This is a genomic window from Sphingobium sp. AntQ-1 (assembly GCF_028538045.1).
GTDB lineage: Bacteria > Pseudomonadota > Alphaproteobacteria > Sphingomonadales > Sphingomonadaceae > Sphingobium > Sphingobium cupriresistens.
In genome coordinates, this window is record NZ_CP117158.1 from 1,502,966 (window position 1) to 1,521,615 (window position 18,650).

General features: G+C 65.1%; 15 protein-coding genes and 1 tRNA gene. 11 read left to right on the forward strand and 5 right to left on the reverse strand.

Going from position 1 to position 18,650, the window contains the following annotated elements; genetic code table 11:
* Positions 1–85 precede the first annotated feature (85 nt).
* Both istA and istB read left to right on the forward strand, forming a co-directional pair.
* Positions 86–1,600, forward strand: a complete 1,515-nt coding sequence (gene istA, locus sphantq_RS07415; protein ID WP_125999130.1) for an IS21 family transposase — start codon at positions 86–88, stop codon at positions 1,598–1,600.
* Entirely contained in the window at positions 1,587–2,315 is a 729-nt protein-coding gene (istB, locus tag sphantq_RS07420) for an IS21-like element helper ATPase IstB (RefSeq protein ID WP_272798407.1), read from the forward strand. The genes istA and istB overlap by 14 nt, the downstream gene beginning before the upstream one ends.
* A 425-nt stretch (positions 2,316–2,740) precedes the next feature.
* Here istB and sphantq_RS07425 read toward each other — a convergent pair whose 3' ends face one another.
* The 3 genes from sphantq_RS07425 to sphantq_RS07435 form a co-directional block, all read right to left on the reverse strand.
* On the reverse strand, positions 2,741–3,670 hold the full coding sequence (locus tag sphantq_RS07425; RefSeq protein ID WP_272799939.1) for a HEPN domain-containing protein: 930 nt from the start codon (positions 3,668–3,670) through the stop codon (positions 2,741–2,743).
* Positions 3,671–4,064: 394 nt separating this feature from the next.
* Positions 4,065–5,213, reverse strand: a complete 1,149-nt coding sequence (locus sphantq_RS07430) for a tyrosine-type recombinase/integrase (protein WP_272799940.1) — start codon at positions 5,211–5,213, stop codon at positions 4,065–4,067.
* Between the two features lie 143 nt (positions 5,214–5,356).
* A tRNA-Ser gene (locus sphantq_RS07435) sits at positions 5,357–5,446 on the reverse strand.
* Positions 5,447–5,569: 123 nt separating this feature from the next.
* Between sphantq_RS07435 and hspQ the strand changes: the two genes are divergently transcribed.
* From hspQ to sphantq_RS07460, 5 genes are all read left to right on the forward strand, one after another.
* The gene (hspQ, locus tag sphantq_RS07440) at positions 5,570–5,941 is read left to right on the forward strand and encodes a heat shock protein HspQ (protein WP_066606248.1); all 372 of its coding nucleotides are present in this window, start codon (positions 5,570–5,572) and stop codon (positions 5,939–5,941) included.
* Positions 5,898–6,677 carry a GDSL-type esterase/lipase family protein gene (locus tag sphantq_RS07445; protein WP_129926004.1) on the forward strand — a complete coding sequence of 260 codons (780 nt, stop codon included), beginning with the start codon at positions 5,898–5,900 and terminating at the stop codon, positions 6,675–6,677. Before hspQ ends, sphantq_RS07445 begins: the two co-directional genes overlap by 44 nt.
* A gap of 120 nt (positions 6,678–6,797) precedes the next feature.
* Positions 6,798–8,738: an OPT family oligopeptide transporter gene (locus sphantq_RS07450; RefSeq protein ID WP_272800198.1), complete on the forward strand. Its 1,941-nt coding sequence runs from the start codon at positions 6,798–6,800 to the stop codon at positions 8,736–8,738.
* A gap of 69 nt (positions 8,739–8,807) precedes the next feature.
* Positions 8,808–8,999, forward strand: a complete 192-nt coding sequence (locus sphantq_RS07455; RefSeq protein ID WP_066606255.1) for a DUF3606 domain-containing protein — start codon at positions 8,808–8,810, stop codon at positions 8,997–8,999.
* 385 nt (positions 9,000–9,384) lie between these two features.
* The gene (locus tag sphantq_RS07460) at positions 9,385–10,443 is read left to right on the forward strand and encodes a phytase (RefSeq protein WP_272800199.1); all 1,059 of its coding nucleotides are present in this window, start codon (positions 9,385–9,387) and stop codon (positions 10,441–10,443) included.
* Positions 10,444–10,492: 49 nt separating this feature from the next.
* On the opposite strand, the gene sphantq_RS07465 is transcribed toward sphantq_RS07460, so the two are convergent.
* Together sphantq_RS07465 and queF are read right to left on the reverse strand one after the other, a co-directional pair.
* A complete protein-coding gene (locus tag sphantq_RS07465) occupies positions 10,493–13,147 on the reverse strand; it encodes a M1 family metallopeptidase (protein ID WP_272799941.1) in 2,655 nt (884 codons plus the stop codon).
* 178 nt (positions 13,148–13,325) lie between these two features.
* Positions 13,326–13,787, reverse strand: a complete 462-nt coding sequence (queF, locus tag sphantq_RS07470) for a preQ(1) synthase (RefSeq protein ID WP_224551009.1) — start codon at positions 13,785–13,787, stop codon at positions 13,326–13,328.
* An 88-nt stretch (positions 13,788–13,875) separates the two neighbouring features.
* Between queF and sphantq_RS07475 the strand changes: the two genes are divergently transcribed.
* From sphantq_RS07475 to sphantq_RS07490, 4 genes are all read left to right on the forward strand, one after another.
* The gene (locus tag sphantq_RS07475; protein WP_272799942.1) at positions 13,876–15,171 is read left to right on the forward strand and encodes a hypothetical protein; all 1,296 of its coding nucleotides are present in this window, start codon (positions 13,876–13,878) and stop codon (positions 15,169–15,171) included.
* Positions 15,172–15,243: 72 nt separating this feature from the next.
* The gene (locus sphantq_RS07480; RefSeq protein WP_272799943.1) at positions 15,244–16,089 is read left to right on the forward strand and encodes a sulfurtransferase; all 846 of its coding nucleotides are present in this window, start codon (positions 15,244–15,246) and stop codon (positions 16,087–16,089) included.
* Positions 16,086–17,315 carry a cystathionine beta-lyase gene (gene metC / locus sphantq_RS07485; RefSeq protein WP_272799944.1) on the forward strand — a complete coding sequence of 410 codons (1,230 nt, stop codon included), beginning with the start codon at positions 16,086–16,088 and terminating at the stop codon, positions 17,313–17,315. The genes sphantq_RS07480 and metC overlap by 4 nt, the downstream gene beginning before the upstream one ends.
* Before the next feature lie 15 nt (positions 17,316–17,330).
* Positions 17,331–18,611, forward strand: a complete 1,281-nt coding sequence (locus tag sphantq_RS07490; RefSeq protein WP_272799945.1) for a mechanosensitive ion channel family protein — start codon at positions 17,331–17,333, stop codon at positions 18,609–18,611.
* The last annotated feature ends 39 nt before the right edge of the window (positions 18,612–18,650 follow it).

The window sequence follows — 18,650 nt, forward strand, 5'->3', positions numbered from 1 at the left end:
GTTAGCGGGGTGATCGGCGTCTAAAAGGGACCCCTCATTTCGATGGTTTAAGCAGCCGGCTGGATTTTCAGGCGGCGAGATCGGGATGTTGGTTTTGGAGACAGTTTTACGGATCCGGCGCGAGTATGCCGGAGGCAAGGCGATCAAGGCGATCGCACGGGATCTGCATGTGTCGCGGAAGGTCATCCGCAAAGCGGTCCGAGCGCCGGAGGGCGCCTTTGATTATCAGCGCAAGGTTCAGCCGCTGCCCAGGATCGGTCCGTTTCAGGAGCGCCTGAACACGCTGCTGGAAGAGAACGAGCTGCGCGGCAGGCGTGACCGGCTGCGGATGACGCGGATCCATGACCTGCTGGTGCGCGAAGGCTTTGAGGGTTCTTACGATGCGGTGCGGCGCTATACGACGCGCTGGAAGATCGAGCGGCGCAAAGATGCCGGCGATGGTGTCACGGCCTTCATCCCGCTGATGTTCAGGCCAGGCGAGGCCTACCAGTTCGACTGGAGCCATGAAGATGTTGAGATCGCCGGGGCACCGATGCGGGTGAAGGTCGCGCATATGCGACTGTGTGCCTCACGCGCGGTCTATGTCCGGGCTTATCCTCGTGAGAGCCAGGAGATGCTGTTCGACGCGCATGCGCGCGGCTTTGCTTTCTTCGGCGGCGTGCCAGGGCGCGGCATCTACGATAATATGAAGACGGCTGTGACGAGCGTGTTCACCGGCAAGGAACGCGTCTTCAACCGGCGGTTCCTGATCATGACCGACCATTATATGGTCGAGCCCACGGCCTGCTCGCCTGCGGCGGGATGGGAGAAGGGTCAGGTCGAGAACCAGGTGCAGACGATCCGGGGTCGCTTCTTCCAGCCCCGGTTGCGGTTCGCCAGTCTCGAAGAGCTCAATGGCTGGCTGGAGGCCGAGTGTCGGCGCTGGGCGGAACGGCAGCCCCATCCCGAACAGGGAGAGCTGACCGTGGCGCAGATGCTGGAGATCGAACGATCTGCGCTGCAGCCGATGCTGGGACCGTTCGACGGCTTCAATGAGAGCGAGCATGCTGTGACCGGCACCTGCCTGATCAGCTTCGACCGCAATCGCTACTCGGTGCTATCGACGGTGGCACGACGCACGGTGCAGGTCCGCGCCTATGCCGATCGCATCGTCGTTCGCTGCGGCGAAGAGGTTGTCGCTGAACATCCTCGCTACTTTGGGCGCAACCGCACGATCTATGACCCCTGGCATTATCTGCCAGTGCTGGCCCGCAAGCCTGGCGCGCTGCGGAACGGTGCCCCCTTCCAGGACTGGGATCTGCCACCGGCGCTTGCCCGCCTGCGCCGCAAGCTGGGTAATGGCGACGATGCCGATCGCCGGTTCGTCCGTGTGTTGTCGGCCGTACTGACCGATGGCCTGGAGCCTGTCGAAGCCGCTGTGCGTGAGGCACTGGCGACGGGCACGGCAAGCGACGACCTGATCCTCAACATCCTGGCACGACGCCGGGAACCGCCGCGTCCTCTGACGATCATCACCTCCGAGGATAGCGCTCTGCGCCATCCCCCGATCGCCGACTGTGCCCGTTACGACCAGCTGAGGACCTTCGATGCAGCGGCATGATATGATCGAGGCCATGCGCGGGCTTGGACTCAAGGGCATGGCGGGCGCGTTCGACGATGCCGTCACCACCGGCCTTCAGCGCCAGCGCACCACCATGGAGATACTGACCGATCTCCTGCGAGCGGAGGCGACGCATCGTCATGCCGCGTCGATCCGATACCGGATGGCCGCTGCCAGGCTGCCAGTCGTAAAGGACATCGATGCCTTCCGGTTCGAGGGTACCCCGATCAACGAGGGGCTTGTGCGTTCATTGCACAGCGGCGCGTTCCTGCCCGCACGGCGCAATATCGTCCTGGTCGGCGGCACAGGCACAGGAAAGACCCATCTGGCCATCGCCATCACCGCCAATGTAGTGCGCTCCGGCGCCCGAGGCCGCTACTTCAACACGGTCGATCTGGTGACCCGCCTCGAAGAGGAGGCCAGGATCGGCAAGAGTGGCGCTCTCGCCGCCCAGCTATCCCGCCTCGATCTGATCGTGCTCGATGAACTGGGCTATCTGCCGTTCGCCCGATCAGGCGGCCAGCTGCTGTTCCACCTGATCAGCAAACTCTATGAGCAGACCAGCGTCATCATCACCACCAACCTCGCCTTTGGCGAGTGGCCCACCGTGTTCGGCGATCCCAAGATGACCACCGCGCTCCTCGACCGCGTCACCCATCATTGCGACATCGTCGAGACCGGCAATGACAGCTGGCGCTTCAAAAACCGCAGCTGATCCCCCCCAGCACCGATCAATTAGAAGATGTTTTGCGCTGCGCGCGCCTCCGGTCGGGCTACGCCCTCCCTACGCCGCGCGCAGCGCAAGGAAGCCCGTCACATCAACGCTCCGCCATCCTGACAGGGGGTCCCTTTTGCGCGCCGATAAGGGGTCCCGTTTGCACGCCGATTGACATTAAAACTCTCAAAAATCAACATCTTGCGTCACCATTTTGACCCGGACCGTGGTGGGAAGGCCGACCGGAAGGGGCCATCAAATAGCCCAAGGGAGGTCGGCCTTCCCATTGTTTCAGCGATACGGTGGACATCGCAACCCGGCAGCGATAGCGCATATGACAGCGACCAGACGTTGGGCGATCTGCTCGTCAGAGCGGGCTGGCTCTGTGAGAGAGTCAGCCCGTTCGATGCGCAACTGGCGGTCGATCAGCCTGCCTGTTTGACGCCCGCAGTGAGCTCCGCAATCCGCTCCGAACATACTGCCAAGACGACGCGACCGAGTTCCTCGATCTGCACGCCAAGCCAATCCAGCTGCTCTTTCGAAATGCGGTAATGCTTTGAATAGCGCGCCTTGACGTAGGCTTCCTTGAGCTTGTCGAACAACGCGCGATCCTGCCGTGAATCCTGCGGCCAAACGTGAACCAGACGGCGATCGATCAACTCAGCCTGCCGCCTGAGGAAGCCGAGATTATGCACATGTGGCGTGTAGAATGTGCATACCAGCATCGCGCAATGATAGAGGCTCTCAACGGTCTGATGCATCTCAAAGGCAGTTTCCTTTAGATGCCCCTTTTCGAGGCCGAACTTGGCGAAGTCATAGCGCCGCATCGCCGCCGGATACCATTCATCGAAATACTCCTGCGCCATATCTAGCGCTTGGGCGGGGGTTTTGGGCTTGGGCTGGTGCAGTTCGGTGTCATCGCTTTCGTAAAGCGCGATGCCGTCCCTGGCGACGTCCATGAAGAAATAACGGCCATGGGCGAGGCCGTCATTCACCTCCTGAAGGGTGTGGACGATAAAATTGATCGGCGTCCGGATCGCCTTGGTGATCGTCTGTTCGGCATAGAGGCGCGCTTCGAGCTTCGCCCAATATGTCACCCGATCGGTCAGCCGCTTGTCGTTGACGATGATCAGGAGATCATAGTCCGACTGGTAGCCCTTCGCCGTATGCGGTTCGTCCACCCAGCCGCCCCGCGCGTAAGAGCCGTAGAGGATGACCTTCTGGATGCGGCCCTTCTTTTTCCACTCATGCCGGGCCAGCGACAGGCTGTCCTCGAATTCCTCGAAGATGATCTGCACGAGGCGTTCAAGCTCGCGTTGCTTGTTGGCTGGCAAATGATCGAGTTCGGTACGCATGGATAACTACCTAGCAAGTCGGGTGCAGCCATGCACCCGGTTTAGAAAGGCCACCGGAATCGCGGGGGCGGCGCTGGTCAAAAAAGCCGTACGCCGCCGCGATCCGGCCGCGCCGGGTTAGCAAGAATCCGTAGGATTCTACTATTAGCATTGTTAAGGGCCGGATTCATGGTGCAACTTCATGACGTTAAGGCCATTTTCGGTTCCCGATAGGCCGAGTTTTGCGTTCCCGATAGGCCGAGTTTCGGGGTTCCCGATAGGCCGAGTCCGCCCCCTGTCTGTTCTGCGTTTTTGGCGGCATCGAAGGACATGGAAATGTGCTGATTGCGGGGCATAGGATTGGGCGGCGCAAACGCCTTCCACCTGCCTGATGGTGTCGCGCATGGCAGCGCCCTCACTTGATCGTGGTGCAGTAGGTGGACCAGTCGTCCATCAACTTACGGCGCTTCTCCAACAGGCTTCCACGGCGGTAGGCAGCTTCGGTCTTGTCCCTGACCATATGCGCCAGTGCCGCCTCTGCGACCTCGCCCTGTACGTCCGTTTCCTCGCTGGCCCAGTCTCGGAAGGCAGAACGGAAGCCGTGGGCGGTGTAAGGCTGCTTCATTTCGCGCAGTAGCTTCGTCAGGGTCATGTCCGAAAGGGGCTTGTCCCCCTTCATGCCGGGAAAGATCAGGGGGCATTCACAGGTACGCAACTGGCTGCACCGCTCGATGATGCGGATTGAAGGTCTCGACAGCGGGACGACATGCTCGCGCTGCGCCTTCATGCGCTCCTTGGGGATGGTCCATAGGGCGTTCTCGACGTCGATCTCGGTCCATGCCGCACCGCGCACCTCCCCGGATCGTGCAGCGGTCAGGATGGCAAACTGCAAGGCAAGGCGGCTGAACGACTCCCGTTCGCGTAGCCGCGCCATGAACGCCGCCACATCGGCATAGGGCATGGCCGCAAAATGCCCGTCCTTCTTGGGCTGGCGTGGAAGCCCCTTGGTAATCGAGCGCATCGGCGCTTCGGTTTCACGGTAGCCGGACGCAAAGGCCCAATCGAGGACCGCGCCGATTCGCTGGCGCAGCCGGCGTGCCGTTTCCGGCTTGGTCAGCCAGATTTCGGCAAGCACGTTGCGGATCATCGGGCCGTTGATCTCGGACACTCGGATATCGCCGATGATCGGGAAGGCGAAGGCTTCCAGCGTTCGCAGCCACTGCCCCTCATGCTTCTCGTTGCGCCAGGTCTTGCGGTTGGCCGCATAGACCTTAGCCGTCGCCTCCCTGAATGTCGGGATGCCGCTCGCCTTACGCTTCTCGAACACCGGGTCGAGGCCAAGCTCCACCCAGGTCCGCACCTCGCGCGCCCGATCGCGGGCGACAGACAGCGTGACCTTCGATGCGCTGCCCAATCCGATGTCGCGCCTGCGCCCATGCTTCTGGACCCTGCACACCCAGCTTTTGGAGCCGGTCGCGCCGACCACGAGAAACAGGCCATCGCCATCTCCGAAGCGCCCCGGTCGCTTTGCCGCCTTCACACCTGTTACGGAGAGCTTTCCCATGCCGATATTCTCCCACGCTTTTTACCACACGCCAAATCGGTCACCGACGGAAGCGAGGGGATGAGGTGGGACGCGAATCAGCCCGAAAGGCCCGGAAATGCTGGGCTTTTTCGGTTCGCTAGGGATGTAGGAAAATAAGCTGTTGGCGGAGAGGGTGGGATTCGAACCCACGGTACCCTCTCGGGCACGCCGCATTTCGAGTGCGGTGCATTCGACCACTCTGCCACCTCTCCGCAGAAGGTCCAGCCTGCGCCGTCCCGGTCGAGGGGCGGCCATTAGCGAATGAAATCATACTTGCCAAGCGGCCTTTCCGGTATTTTTCTTGTGTCCGCGCAGCAGCATCCTAAATTGGGGGGATGAAAGACACGATTCAGATTTTCGGCGCCGGCGTCATCGCCCCGCCGATCGTCCATGCCCGCTTCAATATCGGCGATGTCGTCAAGCATCGCCTGTTCGGCTTTCGCGGCGTCGTGTTCGATATCGATCCGGTCTTCGCCAATAGCGAGGAATGGTATGAGGCGATTCCCGAAACCGCGCGGCCCGACAAGGACCAGCCCTTCTATCATCTGCTCGCCGAAAATGGCGAATCCAGCTATGTCGCCTATGTCAGCCAGCAAAATCTGGTCACCGACGACAGCGACGAGCCGGTCGATCATCCCGCCATCACCGGCATGTTCGGCCCCTATGCGGACGGCAAATATCGCCTGCGCCCGCTCCACCGCCATTAAGGGCGCGGGCCTGCGCCGGACGGCGCTGCCGACATTGCTCGCCTGCGCGCTGGCGGTCCCCGCCATCGCCGCGCCGCCGCCTGCTCGCCCTGCCCCCGTTCCCAATGCCGACCCGACCTTCCCCTTCTCCAACGAGGTGGAGGCTTTCGCCAAAGCCAACAGCGCCAGTACGCCTGTGCGCGACGCCACCCTGTTTCTGGGCAGTTCCAGCATCCGGCTGTGGGACATAGCGGGCAGCTTCGCCGATATCGACACCGTCAATCGCGGCTTCGGCGGCGCGACCACCGCCCATGTCCTCCATTATTACAGGCGGCTGCTGCCGCCTGTCCCGCCCCGCTCGGTGGTCGTTTATGTGGGGGAGAACGACTTGGCCGCCGGTGCGACGCCGGATGCCGTGTCCCGCGACATCCTCGCTCTGCTCAAGCGGCTGCGCGCGGATTATCCGCGCGCAGCCATCGCCTGGCTCTCGCTCAAGCCCAGCCCGATCCGCTGGACGCTCTGGCCAAAGATGGCGCAGGTCAACGCCGCCATCGCCGCGCGCGCCAAGCGCGACGGCTTCTCCTATATCGACGTCGGCGCCGTGCTGCTGGCGCGCGATGGCCTGCCCGACGCCTCGCTCTTCCGCCCCGACGGACTGCACATGAACGCGCGCGGCTATCAGCGCTGGACAGGGCTGGTGGACGACTGGCTCGATCATGCCGCCCCCACGACCGGCGCGCGTCCAAACGCATCCTGATCGCACTTTCTGATTGATCCACAGCCAAGCAACATTATTACCAGCCACTATATAAGCGCCAAGCCAAGGGGACGACGGGTGACAATGGAAGCCAAGGGCCGGGGAGCGCCAACCGGCGCGATGGCCGAACTGACGCTGCGCGGGGTCATTCTCGGCGCGCTCATCACCCTCATCTTCACCGCGGCAAATGTGTATCTCGGCCTCAAAATCGGCCTGACCTTCGCTACCTCCATCCCCGCGGCCGTCATCTCCATGGCGGTGCTGCGGCTGTTTTCGACCGGCACGATCCTGGAAAACAACATCGTCCAGACGATCGCGTCCGCCGCGGGCACCCTCTCGGCGATCATCTTCGTGCTGCCGGGCCTGGTCATCATCGGCTGGTGGCAGGGCTTTCCCTACTGGCTGTCGGCCTGCACCATCGCGCTGGGCGGCATATTGGGCGTCATGTATTCGGTGCCGCTGCGCCGCGCGCTCGTCACCGGTTCCGACCTCCCCTATCCCGAAGGCGTCGCCGCCGCCGAAGTGCTGAAGGTCGGCGCGGGTTCGCGCGAGGGGCTGGAGGAAAACCGCCGCGGCCTCGCCGCGATCGTCGCCAGCGCGATCGCCGCCGCCAGCTTCTCGATCATCGCCAAGACGAAAATCCTGGCCGAAGAAGCCGCCACCTTCTTCAAATTCGGCGCGGGCGCGACGTCGGTTTCCACCAGCTTTTCGATGGCGCTGATCGGCGTCGGCCATCTCGTCGGCCTCTCGGTCGGCGTCGCCATGTTCATCGGCCTGCTCATCAGTTGGGTCGGCATCGTGCCCTATCTCACCACCCCCGTCCCCGCCGGCGCTGACCTGGCGGATCTGGTCGGCACCACCTTCCGCACGAAGGCGCGTTTCATCGGCGCGGGCACGATCGGCGTCGCTGCGATCTGGACCCTGCTCAAGATCCTCGGCCCGATCGTCAGCGGCATCCGCTCCGCGCTGGTCGCCAACGCCGCGCGCCGGTCGGGCAATGGCGCGATGCTGGAATTGACCGAGCGCGACCTGCCCATCTCCATCGTCGGCGGCACGATCCTCGCCGCGCTCGTCCCCATCGGCTTCCTGCTCTGGATCTTCGCCCAGGGTGGCCCGATCGCCGACAATCCGGTGCCGATCATCGGCCTGACGCTGGCCTATGTGCTGGTCGCGGGCATCATCATCGCGTCGGTCTGCGGCTATATGGCGGGCCTGATCGGCGCGTCGAACAGCCCGATTTCGGGCGTCGGCATCCTCGCCGTGCTGGGCGCGTCGCTGATGCTGGCCGCCATCTACGGATCGGGCGGCGACGACCCGCAGCAGACGCAGGCACTGATCGCCTATGCCCTGTTCACCACCGCGATCGTGTTCGGCATCGCCACCATATCCAACGATAACCTGCAAGATCTCAAGACCGGCCAGTTGGTCGGCGCGACTCCGTGGAAGCAGCAGATCGCGCTGATCCTGGGCGTATTGTTCGGCGCGCTGGTGATTCCGCCGGTCCTCGACCTGCTCAACAGCGCCTTCGGTTTCGCCGGCGCGCCCGGCGTCGGGCCGAACGCGCTGCCCGCGCCGCAGGCGGCGCTCATCTCCGCGCTGGCCAAGGGCGTGCTGGGCGGCGACCTCGACTGGGGCCTGATTGGCATCGGCGCGGGGATCGGCGCGGTCGTGGTGCTGGTCGATGAACTGCTGGGCCGGGCGGGCAAGCTGCGCCTGCCCCCGCTCGCGGTCGGCATGGGCATCTACCTGCCGATGGCGCTGACCCTGCTGATCCCCGTCGGCGCGGTGATCGGACATTTCTACAACCGCTGGTCGCTGCGCCAGGCGAACCCGGAATTCGCCGAACGCATGGGCGTGCTGATGGCCACCGGCTTCATCGTCGGCGAAAGCCTGTTCGGCGTCGCCTTCGCCGGCATCGTCGCCAGCACCGACAGCGATGCGCCTCTGGCGCTGGTGGCGGAAAATCATCTGGCCGTGCCGCTCGCGATCCTGATCTTCGCCGGGGTTATCGCCGCGCTCTACGCCAAGCTCAAAAATTGGGCCAGCAGCCCGCTCAGCTAAGCCTTCCCCGGTCACCTGTCCCAAAGGGAAGCGGAAAAGCGCCGCCATTTATGCGTTTGTATCTGTCCTATGAGACAGGCACCAAAGATCAGCGACCCGGACATGGAAGCAGACCGCGTCACATTGGATAATGAAGCGGCGATCCTCTACTGGACCTCCCGCTTCGACGTATCGCCGGAAGAATTGGCGGAAGCGGTCGATGTCGTGGGCGACAGCGTCGATGCTGTCGCCGCCTATCTCAATACGGGTCGCCGGCAATGAAATGGCGCTGCGGCTGCTACATCGCTTAAAACCAGTATTTGGAGCGTCGTGCAGGAAAGCAGGGACCGATTTTTGCTTAAAACGATGCGATAACCAGAACTTAAAGCACGCGCCCTGTATCATTGAATGCAGCTTGCTCTGGCGCAATTCATCCGGCGCAACCGGGTCAACCGCGCCATGGTCGCAATTCTTTGCATCCGCTGTTTCCAAATAGTTTAATTGACCCGCGATACCGTTCTGTAGCATTCCACCGCCACATGGAAACAGGACTTCTGATAAAATGATCCGAAAAAGAAGAGCGTCATTTCATGCTCCGATATCTGACCCCATCATCAACCACGAAAAGGCTTCCATGACCGGATCGTGCAATATATATTATAGTTCGATGATTGCCTGTTTCGCTTTTATTACATTGTCCGCTTGCGCCACCGCCGAAGTGGAAATTCCGGTCGCCGTTCGCATCGCCAATGCGACCCCCGCCGTGTCGGTTACGGCGCGCGGCGAAACCACCCCGGTCGGCACCGCGAACGCCGACGCGGCAGACGATCCGGCGATCTGGCGCAACGCCGCCAACCCGGCGCAAAGCCTGATCGTGGGCACCGACAAGAAAGCCGGCCTCTATGTCTATGGCCTCGACGGCAAGACCCGCGCCTTTCTGGACGCCGGCCGGGTCAACAATGTCGATCTGAAGGACGGCGTGGCGATCGGCGGAGCGCCCGGCATCCTGGTGGCCGCCAGCGACCGCAACGACATCGCCCATGCGAAGATCGCGCTCTTTCGCCTCGACCCCGCCACCGCGACACTGACCGCGCTGGGCAAGGTCGATGGCGGCGCGGGCGAAGCCTATGGCGTCTGCCTTGGCCGGGACGCGGGCATCCTGTCCGCCTTCATCGTGCTGAAGGACGGCACGATCAACCAGGTCGCGATCGACGCCAACAGCGCGACGCCCAGCGGCAAGATCGTCCGCACTATGAAGCTCGGCACCCAGTCGGAAGGCTGCGCCGTCGATGACCGCACCGGCACCCTCTATGTGGCGGAGGAGGATGTCGGCCTCTGGCGCTTCGACGCGCGCGCCGCCGGATCGACCATGCCGACCAAGATCGCAGCGGCCGATGACAAGAACCTGGTCATGGATGCCGAAGGCCTCGCCATCGCGCCCGTGGGCGACAAGGACGGCTATGTCCTCGTCTCCAGCCAGGGCGACAATGCCTATGTCGTCTACAGGCTGAGCGACGACTCCTATGTCGGCCGCTTCCGCGTGGTCGACGGGGTCGTTGGCGGGTCGGAGGAAACCGACGGCATCGAACTGATGCTGGGCGATTTCGGCCCTGCCTATCCGGGCGGCCTGTTCATTGCGCAGGACGGCCATAATGCGGCGGCGGCCCAGAATTTCAAACTGGTCGCCTGGGACGACATCGCCAAGGCGCTGGGGTTGCCGCAGTAACCGGCTGGAATAAGGGCGGCCCTTTTTTTCGAGCCGCCCTTTTTATTTCCTACCTCTTGCCCGCGAACCAGGCGGTCAGCGGCGCCTGCAACCGGCTCCGCGTCTCGATCCGCGTCTTGATCGCGGAGATGGCGCGATCCACCACCTTGCGCGATTCGGGCGTCAGATATTGGGTGGCATAGGCGTCCAGCTTGGTCGCCATCGCCGGATCGGCCGACCCGCCGCCGAGGCGCGCCAGCGCCTGGCTCCGCGCCGACACGTCGATCAGCGCCTCATATTGCGCGCGGTGCGCCAGCACATAATCGACCGCCAGCATCGGATGCTCGGAACCCACAGCGCTGATGATCGCCGCGCTCGTGGTCTTGCCCGGCTCATCGGTCATGGCGAGGTCGAGCGCCTGCGCCGCCAGCTTTTCGTCCTTCGCGCCGCCCAGCAGCGCATAGGTGCTGCTCTTTTCCAGGTCGGTCGCCGCGCCCTTGGCCATCGCGCGCAGCTTGTCCCAGGTCGCCTGATCGGCATTTTTGGCGATGATCGAGAGCCATGTGTTGCGCAGCGGCCCATCGAGCAGCGCCGGTTGGGCGAAGCGGCGATTGGCTTCCGCCACCACGGCCTTGTCGCCCATGTCGCCCAGCGTCGCCACTAGCGCCTGGCGCAGCACCGGCGCCTGCGCCGCCTCGCCCGGCTTGGCGTCATAGCCGATCCCCGCCAGCACCGGCCCCAGCTTGGCCGAACCATAGGCGGCGACGCGCGCCTGCGCCGCCTTGTCGCTTTCCAGCATCGCATGGGCACTGGCGATATACTCCGGCACCTCCGCCAGCACGGCGGGGCTGGCGGTGGCGGGCACGGCGTCCACCAGGTCCATCGCCAGCCCGATCGGCTGATAGCCGCCCAGCCCCAGTTGGAAATTGTCCGCAAGCAAGCCGGTCTGGTCGATGCTGGCCAGCTTGGTGAAATCCTTCGCCAGCGCCTTCACATTGGCCGCCGGATAGAGCGAGCGATAATAGCCCGTCTGCCCCGCATTGACGACATAGGCGCCGCAGCCCGGCAGCGTTACCGTGCCCTTGCCCTGCAAAATCAGACGCTGCGCTTCGCCGCCGATGGTCTGCGCCTTGACCGGCACGTTCCAGCGCAGCGGCGTCTTGCTCTTCTGGTCGCGGCTAAATTCGCCCTGGCTCAGCGTCAGGACGGTCGATCCACCCTTGCAGACCGCGCTGTCGACGGTGACCAGCGGGATGCCCGGCTGCGACGTAAAGTCATGCGCGATCGAAACCAGCCCCGTGGCGCCCGCGCCCTCGACCGATTTCCACAGGTCGTCGGTCACGGTGTTTCCGTAGGCATGCGCCTTCATATAGGCTTGGATGCCCGCCTTCCATGCGTCCTCGCCGGCATAGCCTTCCAGCATGGTGATGACCGCCTCACCCTTCTGATAGGTGATGGCGTCGAACGCCTGGTTCACCTGATCGACGGTGGTGATCTTCTGCACAACGGCATGGGTGGTGGCGAGCGAATCGAGGCTCATCGCCGCCTCGCGCCCGTCCACGCGGGTCAGCAGCATTTCCCAGTCGGGTTGCAGCTTGTCGGTCACCTTGGTCGCCATCCAGCTGGCGAACCCCTCATTCAGCCACAGATCGTCCCACCAGGCCATGGTGACGAGGTCGCCGAACCACTGATGCGCCATTTCATGCGCGACCGTTTCGTAGATGCGACGCTTGGTCGCTTCCGACGTGAAGCGCGGATCGACCAGCAAGGCGCGCTCGAAGGTGAAGATCGCGCCCCAATTCTCCATCGCGCTGAAGAACTGGCTCTGGCCTGGTCCTGCGACGTTATCCAGCTTGGGCAGCGGATAGGGGACGCCGAAATAGTCGTTATAATAGGGCAGGATGCTGGCCGACGCGTCGAGCGCCAGTTGCGCCTTGCCCGTATTGCCCTTGCCGGTGATGACGCCGACTTCGGTATTGCCCGCCATCTTGGTGGCGCGGTCGAGTTCGCCCAGGCCGAAGAACAGCAGATAGGAGGACATTTTGGGGCTGGTGCCGAACGTCACCAGCTTCTTGCCGCCGCCCAGATCCTTGCTCGTCTTGACCGGCATGTTGCCGACCGCCAGTTGATCGGCGGGAACGACCGCGGACAGGTCGAACGTCGCCTTGAAGCTCGGCTCGTCCCAGCTCGGCACGAAGCGGCGCGCATCGGGCGCTTCGAACTGGGTGAAGAGCGCGCGCTTCGCCGCGCCCGCATTGTCGGTATAGTCGAGCGCGAACAGGCCGTTCGCCTGCTGGTTGATGACGCCGGCATAGACGATGTCGAGCTTGTAGCTGCCCGGCTGGACCGGCTTGCCGAAATCCAGGCTGACGGTCTGCGCGTCCGCGTCGACCTTGGCAGTGCCCTTGATCGCCTTGCCCTTTGCCGGCGTCAGCATGACGGACGAAACGGTCAGGTCGGCGGCGTTCAGCACCAGCGCCGGCAGCGCGGTCGCGACGCTGACATCGATCGTCACCTTGCCGCTGAACTTCAGGTTCGCCGCATCGGGCGTCACTTGAATCGCATAATGGCTGGGCGCGGCGCCGCGCGGCAATTGCGTGGTGATCCCGGCGGCCGGGCCGGTGGGCATGGAACCGGGCGTTGGCGCGCTTTGCGCCAGGGCGGGGGCCGCAATGGCGACAGGCGCAGCCGCGATCAGCAGCGGCAGGATGGTCTTGAGGGGCATAGGATGAAGACTCCGACACGTCTTGGGAGCGCATGAAATCATGTCTCACGCGCGATAAACGCGGGATCACCCGTTTCGCTGCATCGGTCAAGCGATGGCGTACGGCCGGCATGTCGTTGGTCGAACCCTGTTGCCCGTTGGTCAAACAGGGCCGACCCGCCCCATCTCCGTTCGGGATTTACCCCCGCCCGCGATAGCCCGGCACATCCTGCGCCGGCAGCCACAGGCCCGCCGGCGGCTCGCCCGATTGCCAGAAAACGTCGATCGGGATGCCGCCGCGCGGATACCAGTATCCGCCGATGCGCAGCCAGATCGGGTCCATCTCGGCGAACAACCGCTCGCCGATGCCCACGGTGCAATCCTCGTGAAAGGCGGCGTGGTTGCGGAACGCGCCCAGGAACAGCTTGAGCGATTTCGATTCGACGATCGTCGCGCCCGGCGCATAATCGATCACCAGATGGGCGAAATCGGGCTGGCCGGTCACCGGGCAGAGCGAGGTGAATTCGGGCGCGGTGAAGCGCACCAGATAGGGTTTGCCGGGGCGCGGATTGGGCACATAATCCAGCACGGCCGCTTCCGGGCTGGCGGGAAGGGCGCTGCTCTGCCCCAGATGCAGGGGCGCGGTGGGAAGGTCAGTCATGCCCGGCCATCTACGCGATTGCACGCCTGATGTCATCGGCCTGCATTGTTCACTTGCGGTTCAGCCATTCTTGTGCCTTGGCAGGGCCATGGGGTCTCATATTCGTCCGTTGCCGTTCGCTGCGCCGCTGCTGGCAATTGCCGCACTTTCCGCCGCGCCCGTCCATGCCCAGCAGGCGGCGGAAACCGCCCCCGACTTCCAGCTACCGCCCGCCAACACGACGCCCGCGCCCAATCCGAACCGGCAGGGGCCAGAACTCAACGTCTATCGCGATCCCGTCACGCCCAGCGTTACGCCCCCGGTCGTAGCCCCCACGGTGACGCCGCCGCCTGTTACGGTGCAGCCGACGCCGCAGCCCAACCGCCCGCGCCCTGCCCCACCCGCCACGCCGTCGGAAACGCCCCGCGCGCCGCGTCCGACCGATCGCGCGACGCCGCCGCCCGCGCAACCGACGCGCCAGCCCGAAGCCGCACCCGCCGCCGCCACGCCGGCGCAGCCCGCGCCCGACGACGCCCCGGCCAACGCCAGCGCCCCGGTCGCGCCAACGCTCCAGCCGCCTCCCGCGCCCGCGACCAATGCCACGGACAGTCCGGAACCGGCCGCCGCGCCCGCCCCGACGGCGGAAGACGCCAGCCCCCTGTCCCTGCCCTGGATCATCGGCGGCCTGCTCGCCCTGGCCGTGCTGGCCGCCGCCTTTATGCTACGCCGCCGCCGTCCGACCGCGGAACCGCTGGCCGAACCGGCTGCGGAACCCTTAGCCGATCCAGTCGCCCCGCCCGCCGCGCCACCACCGCCTGCCGACACCGTGCGACTCACCCCCGCCGCCCCCGCCACCGCGCGCGCGCGCACGTCCGCCCCGGCCGAGCGTCCCTGGCTCGACATGGACATGACCGTGTCGCAGGCGCGCTATTCGCTGATGGGCGTCACGATCAGCTACAGCCTGATCCTGCACAATCGCGGCGACCGCCCGGCGCAGGACGTGCTGGTGCGCGGCCTGTTGGGCAATGGCGGCGCGCAGCAGCAGGCGTTGCTCAACGGCTTCTTCACCGGCGATGACGGCCTGCCGCTGCATAGCGTCGTATCGATCGCATCGGGCGAAACACTCCAGTTGGCGGGCGAACTGCGCCTGCCGCCCGACCAGATCGTACCGGTGACGATGGGCCAGCGCAGCCTGCTCATCCCGCTCGCCGCCTTCGACGCCGCCTATCGCTGGGGCGCGCAGGATGGCGACCCGGTCGAACAGGGCCGCACCGCCCGCGCCTTCATCGTCGGGCAGGAACAGGAACCGCCCGCCGAACGCCTCGCCCCGCTCCGCCTGGACCAGGGGCCACGCCAATATCGCCGCCCCGCCGCCCGCGCCGCGGCGGAACTTACGCCGGCCTGATACGCGCAACGCCCTTTAATCCCTTGCCGTCCCGCTCTAAGACAGGCGCGAACAAGGGCCGAAGGATGCCGCATGACCATTTTCCTGTCCACCGCAGATCTCGCCGCAGAGCTTGGCCAGCCCGACCTCGTCATCCTCGACGCCAGCCTGTTCCTGCCCGGCACCCCCCGCGACCCGCGCGTCGAATATGAAGCCGCCCATATCCCCGGCGCGGTCTTTCTCGACCTGCCGACGCTCAACGATCCCGCGGACCCGACCCCCGGCATGTTGCCCTCCGACGATCTCATGACGCAGCGTGTCCAGGCGCTGGGAATCCATCCCGACAGCCGCATCGTCGTTTATGACAACAGCCCCACCCACAGCGCCGCGCGCGGCTGGTGGATGATGCGCCTTTACGGCCTGGGCGCATCCGCAGCGATCCTCGACGGCGGCCTGCCCAAATGGCTGGCGGAGGGCCGCCCGACGCAGAGCGGCGCGGCAACGCCCGCCCCCGGCACCGCCATCGCCCGTCGCGCAGCCGGCCAGGTCCGCACCAAGGCGGACCTGATCGCCAATGTCGCGAGCGGCGCGGAACAGGTGCTCGACGCGCGCGGCGCGGGCCGCTTCACGGGCGCAGAGGCCGAACCGCGCCCCGGCATGGCGTCGGGCCACATCCCCGGATCGCGCAACCTCCCCTCCTCCGCGCTGTTCAATCCGGACAACAGCATGAAGGCGGGCGACGAACTGCGCGCGCTGTTCGAGGGCGCGGGCATCGACCCGGCCGCTCCGGTCATCACAACCTGCGGCAGCGGCGTCACCGCCGCGATCCTGCTCGCGGGCCTCGAAACGCTCGGCAACGACGCCGTCACCCTCTATGACGGGAGCTGGTCGGAATGGGGCTTCGACCCGGTCACGCCCAAGGCGACGGGCGCAGCATGAGCGAAGACGCTTCCGGCAAGGATGGGCGCAGGCCCCTCACCAAACTCGCGCAAGCCGGCCGCAAGCCCGAATGGACCGGGATGCCCGGCCAGCCCGGCGCGATCGTCAGCCCGCCTGTCTGGCGCGCCTCGACCATCCTCTATGACGATGTCGCCCATCTGCGCAAAGCCGCGGGCAGCAGCACCCACGAACGGCTCTTCTACGGACGCAAGGGCACGCCGACCGCCTGGTCCCTTGCCGACGCGCTCACCGAAATGGAGCCGGGCGCGGAAGGCACGATGCTCTACCCGTCGGGCGTCGCGGCGATCGCCTGCGCGCTGATGGCCGTCCTCAAGCCCGGCGACCGGCTGCTGATGGTGGACAGCGCCTATGACCCGACCCGCAATTTCTGCACGCAATTGCTGGATAATTACGGTATCGAAACGATCTATTATGATCCCACAGCCGTCTCACTCGATGTCTATCTTGAAGGCGGCCCGATCCGCGCCCTCTTCCTCGAAAGTCCCGGCAGCCTGACCTTCGAGGTGCAGGACGTTCCCACGCTGACCGCCTGGGCGAAGGCGAACGGCGTCGTCACCCTGCTCGACAATAGCTGGGCGACGCCGCTCTATTTCCCGGCGCTCAGCCATGGCGTCGATATCTCCATCCTCGCCTGCACCAAATATATCGTCGGCCATAGCGACGTGATGATGGGCAGCGTCACCGCGACCGCCGACTGGTTCGCCAAAATCCGCCAGACCGCCTATGTCTTCGGTCAGATGGTCAGCCCCGACGACGCCTGGCTGGCCAGCCGCGGCCTGCGCACGCTGGGGCTGCGGCTGCAACAGCATCAGGACAGCGCGCTCGCCATCGCCCGCTGGCTCAGCGCCCAGGCGGATGTCGCTCGCGTCCTCCACCCGGCGCTCCCCGACTGCCCCGGCCACGCGCTGTGGCAACGGGATTTCAGCGGTTCGACCGGCCTCTTCACCGTCATCCTGAACGGCGGCGACGATGCGGCGCGCGGCGCCCTGATCGACGGCCTCGCCCATTTTGGCATAGGCTATAGCTGGGGCGGCTTCGAAAGCCTGGCCCTGCCCGTCGATCCCGCCCGCTACCGCAGCGCCACACGATGGAGCGCGCAAGGTCCGGCGATCCGCCTCCATATCGGCCTGGAAGACCCGGCCGATCTGATCGCGGACCTCGACGCCGGCCTCGACCGCTTCCGGGCGATACGGGACGCCGGCTAGAAAATGACCCCGCCGATGACCCCTGGCGCCACCCATTTGCTGGCGCTCTTGCCCGGCGACCCGGACATCGTCCACCCGATGGTCGCGCTGCTGCTCGCCATTGTGCTTTATGCCGCCGCCTGGGCCATCGGCCGCGCCCTCGCCCCGCGCCTGCGCCATCGCCTGCCGCCGCTGGGCGACGCGCTGGCCGGCCATGTCCGCGCCATCCTGCGCCACGGCGTCGCCGCCTTGCTGCTGGCGCTGGCGCTCATCCTCTGGCCGACCGGCTCTATCGCCCATCTCGTCGTCGGCGCCATGCTGGGCGGCGCGGTGGCGCTGCTCGCCACCCATATATTGCGCGGCCTCGCCATCCCGCGCTGGGCGGTCGCCCCACTCGCGCTCATCCTCTTCATCCTGATCGTGTCGGGCAGCAGCGGCGGCATCGCCCCGGTGGGCGAAATGCTCGACCGGATCGGCGTCACCCTGGGCAAGCGGCGCATCACCCTGCTCGGCCTGCTCTCGATCGCCGCCACCTGCGTCGCGCTATTCGCCGCGGTGCGCCTGGCCAACCGGGTGATCGGCCGCTCGATCCAGAAGACCGACGGCTTCGATCCGACGCAAAAGCTGCTGGCGCAGAAACTCGCCGCCATCATCGTGGTCGTCGCCGCCTTCTTCATCGGCGTCGACTTGCTGGGCATCGATCTTACCGCCTTCGCGGTATTCTCCGGCGCGCTGGGTCTTGCCATCGGTTTCGGCCTGCAAAAAACCTTCGGCAACCTCATCGCCGGCATCATCCTGCTGATGGACCGATCGATCAAGCCGGGCGACGTCATCGTCGTGGGCGACAGTTTCGGCTGGGTGAACAAGATCGGCGTCCGCGCCGTCTCCGTCATTACCCGCGACGGCAAGGAACATCTGATTCCCAACGAGAATCTGATGACGCAGGAGGTGGAGAACTGGTCCTATTCCGACCGCAACGTCCGCGTCCGCATCCCTATCGGCATTGCCTTCGACTCCGATCTGCAACTCGCCCAGCAACTCATGCTCCAGGCCGCGCAGGACAGCCCCCGCGTATTGCGCAATCCCAAGCCCAATGTCTGGCTCACCGGCTTTGGCGAAAGCCGGGTCGAGCATGACATTTTGGTGTGGATCAGCGATCCCGAAGGCGGCGTGGGCAATGTGAAGTCGGACGTATTGGGCCGCGTCTGGCAGTTGTTTCGCGACAATGATATCGCCATTCCCTACCCGCAGCGCGTCATCCACCACGCCCCGGACACGCCATCCAGCCCGCCTGGCCATAACGCAATTTGTCCATAGGAATGATAGGAGGGTCGCCTCGTCCTGCCACAGCGCCTA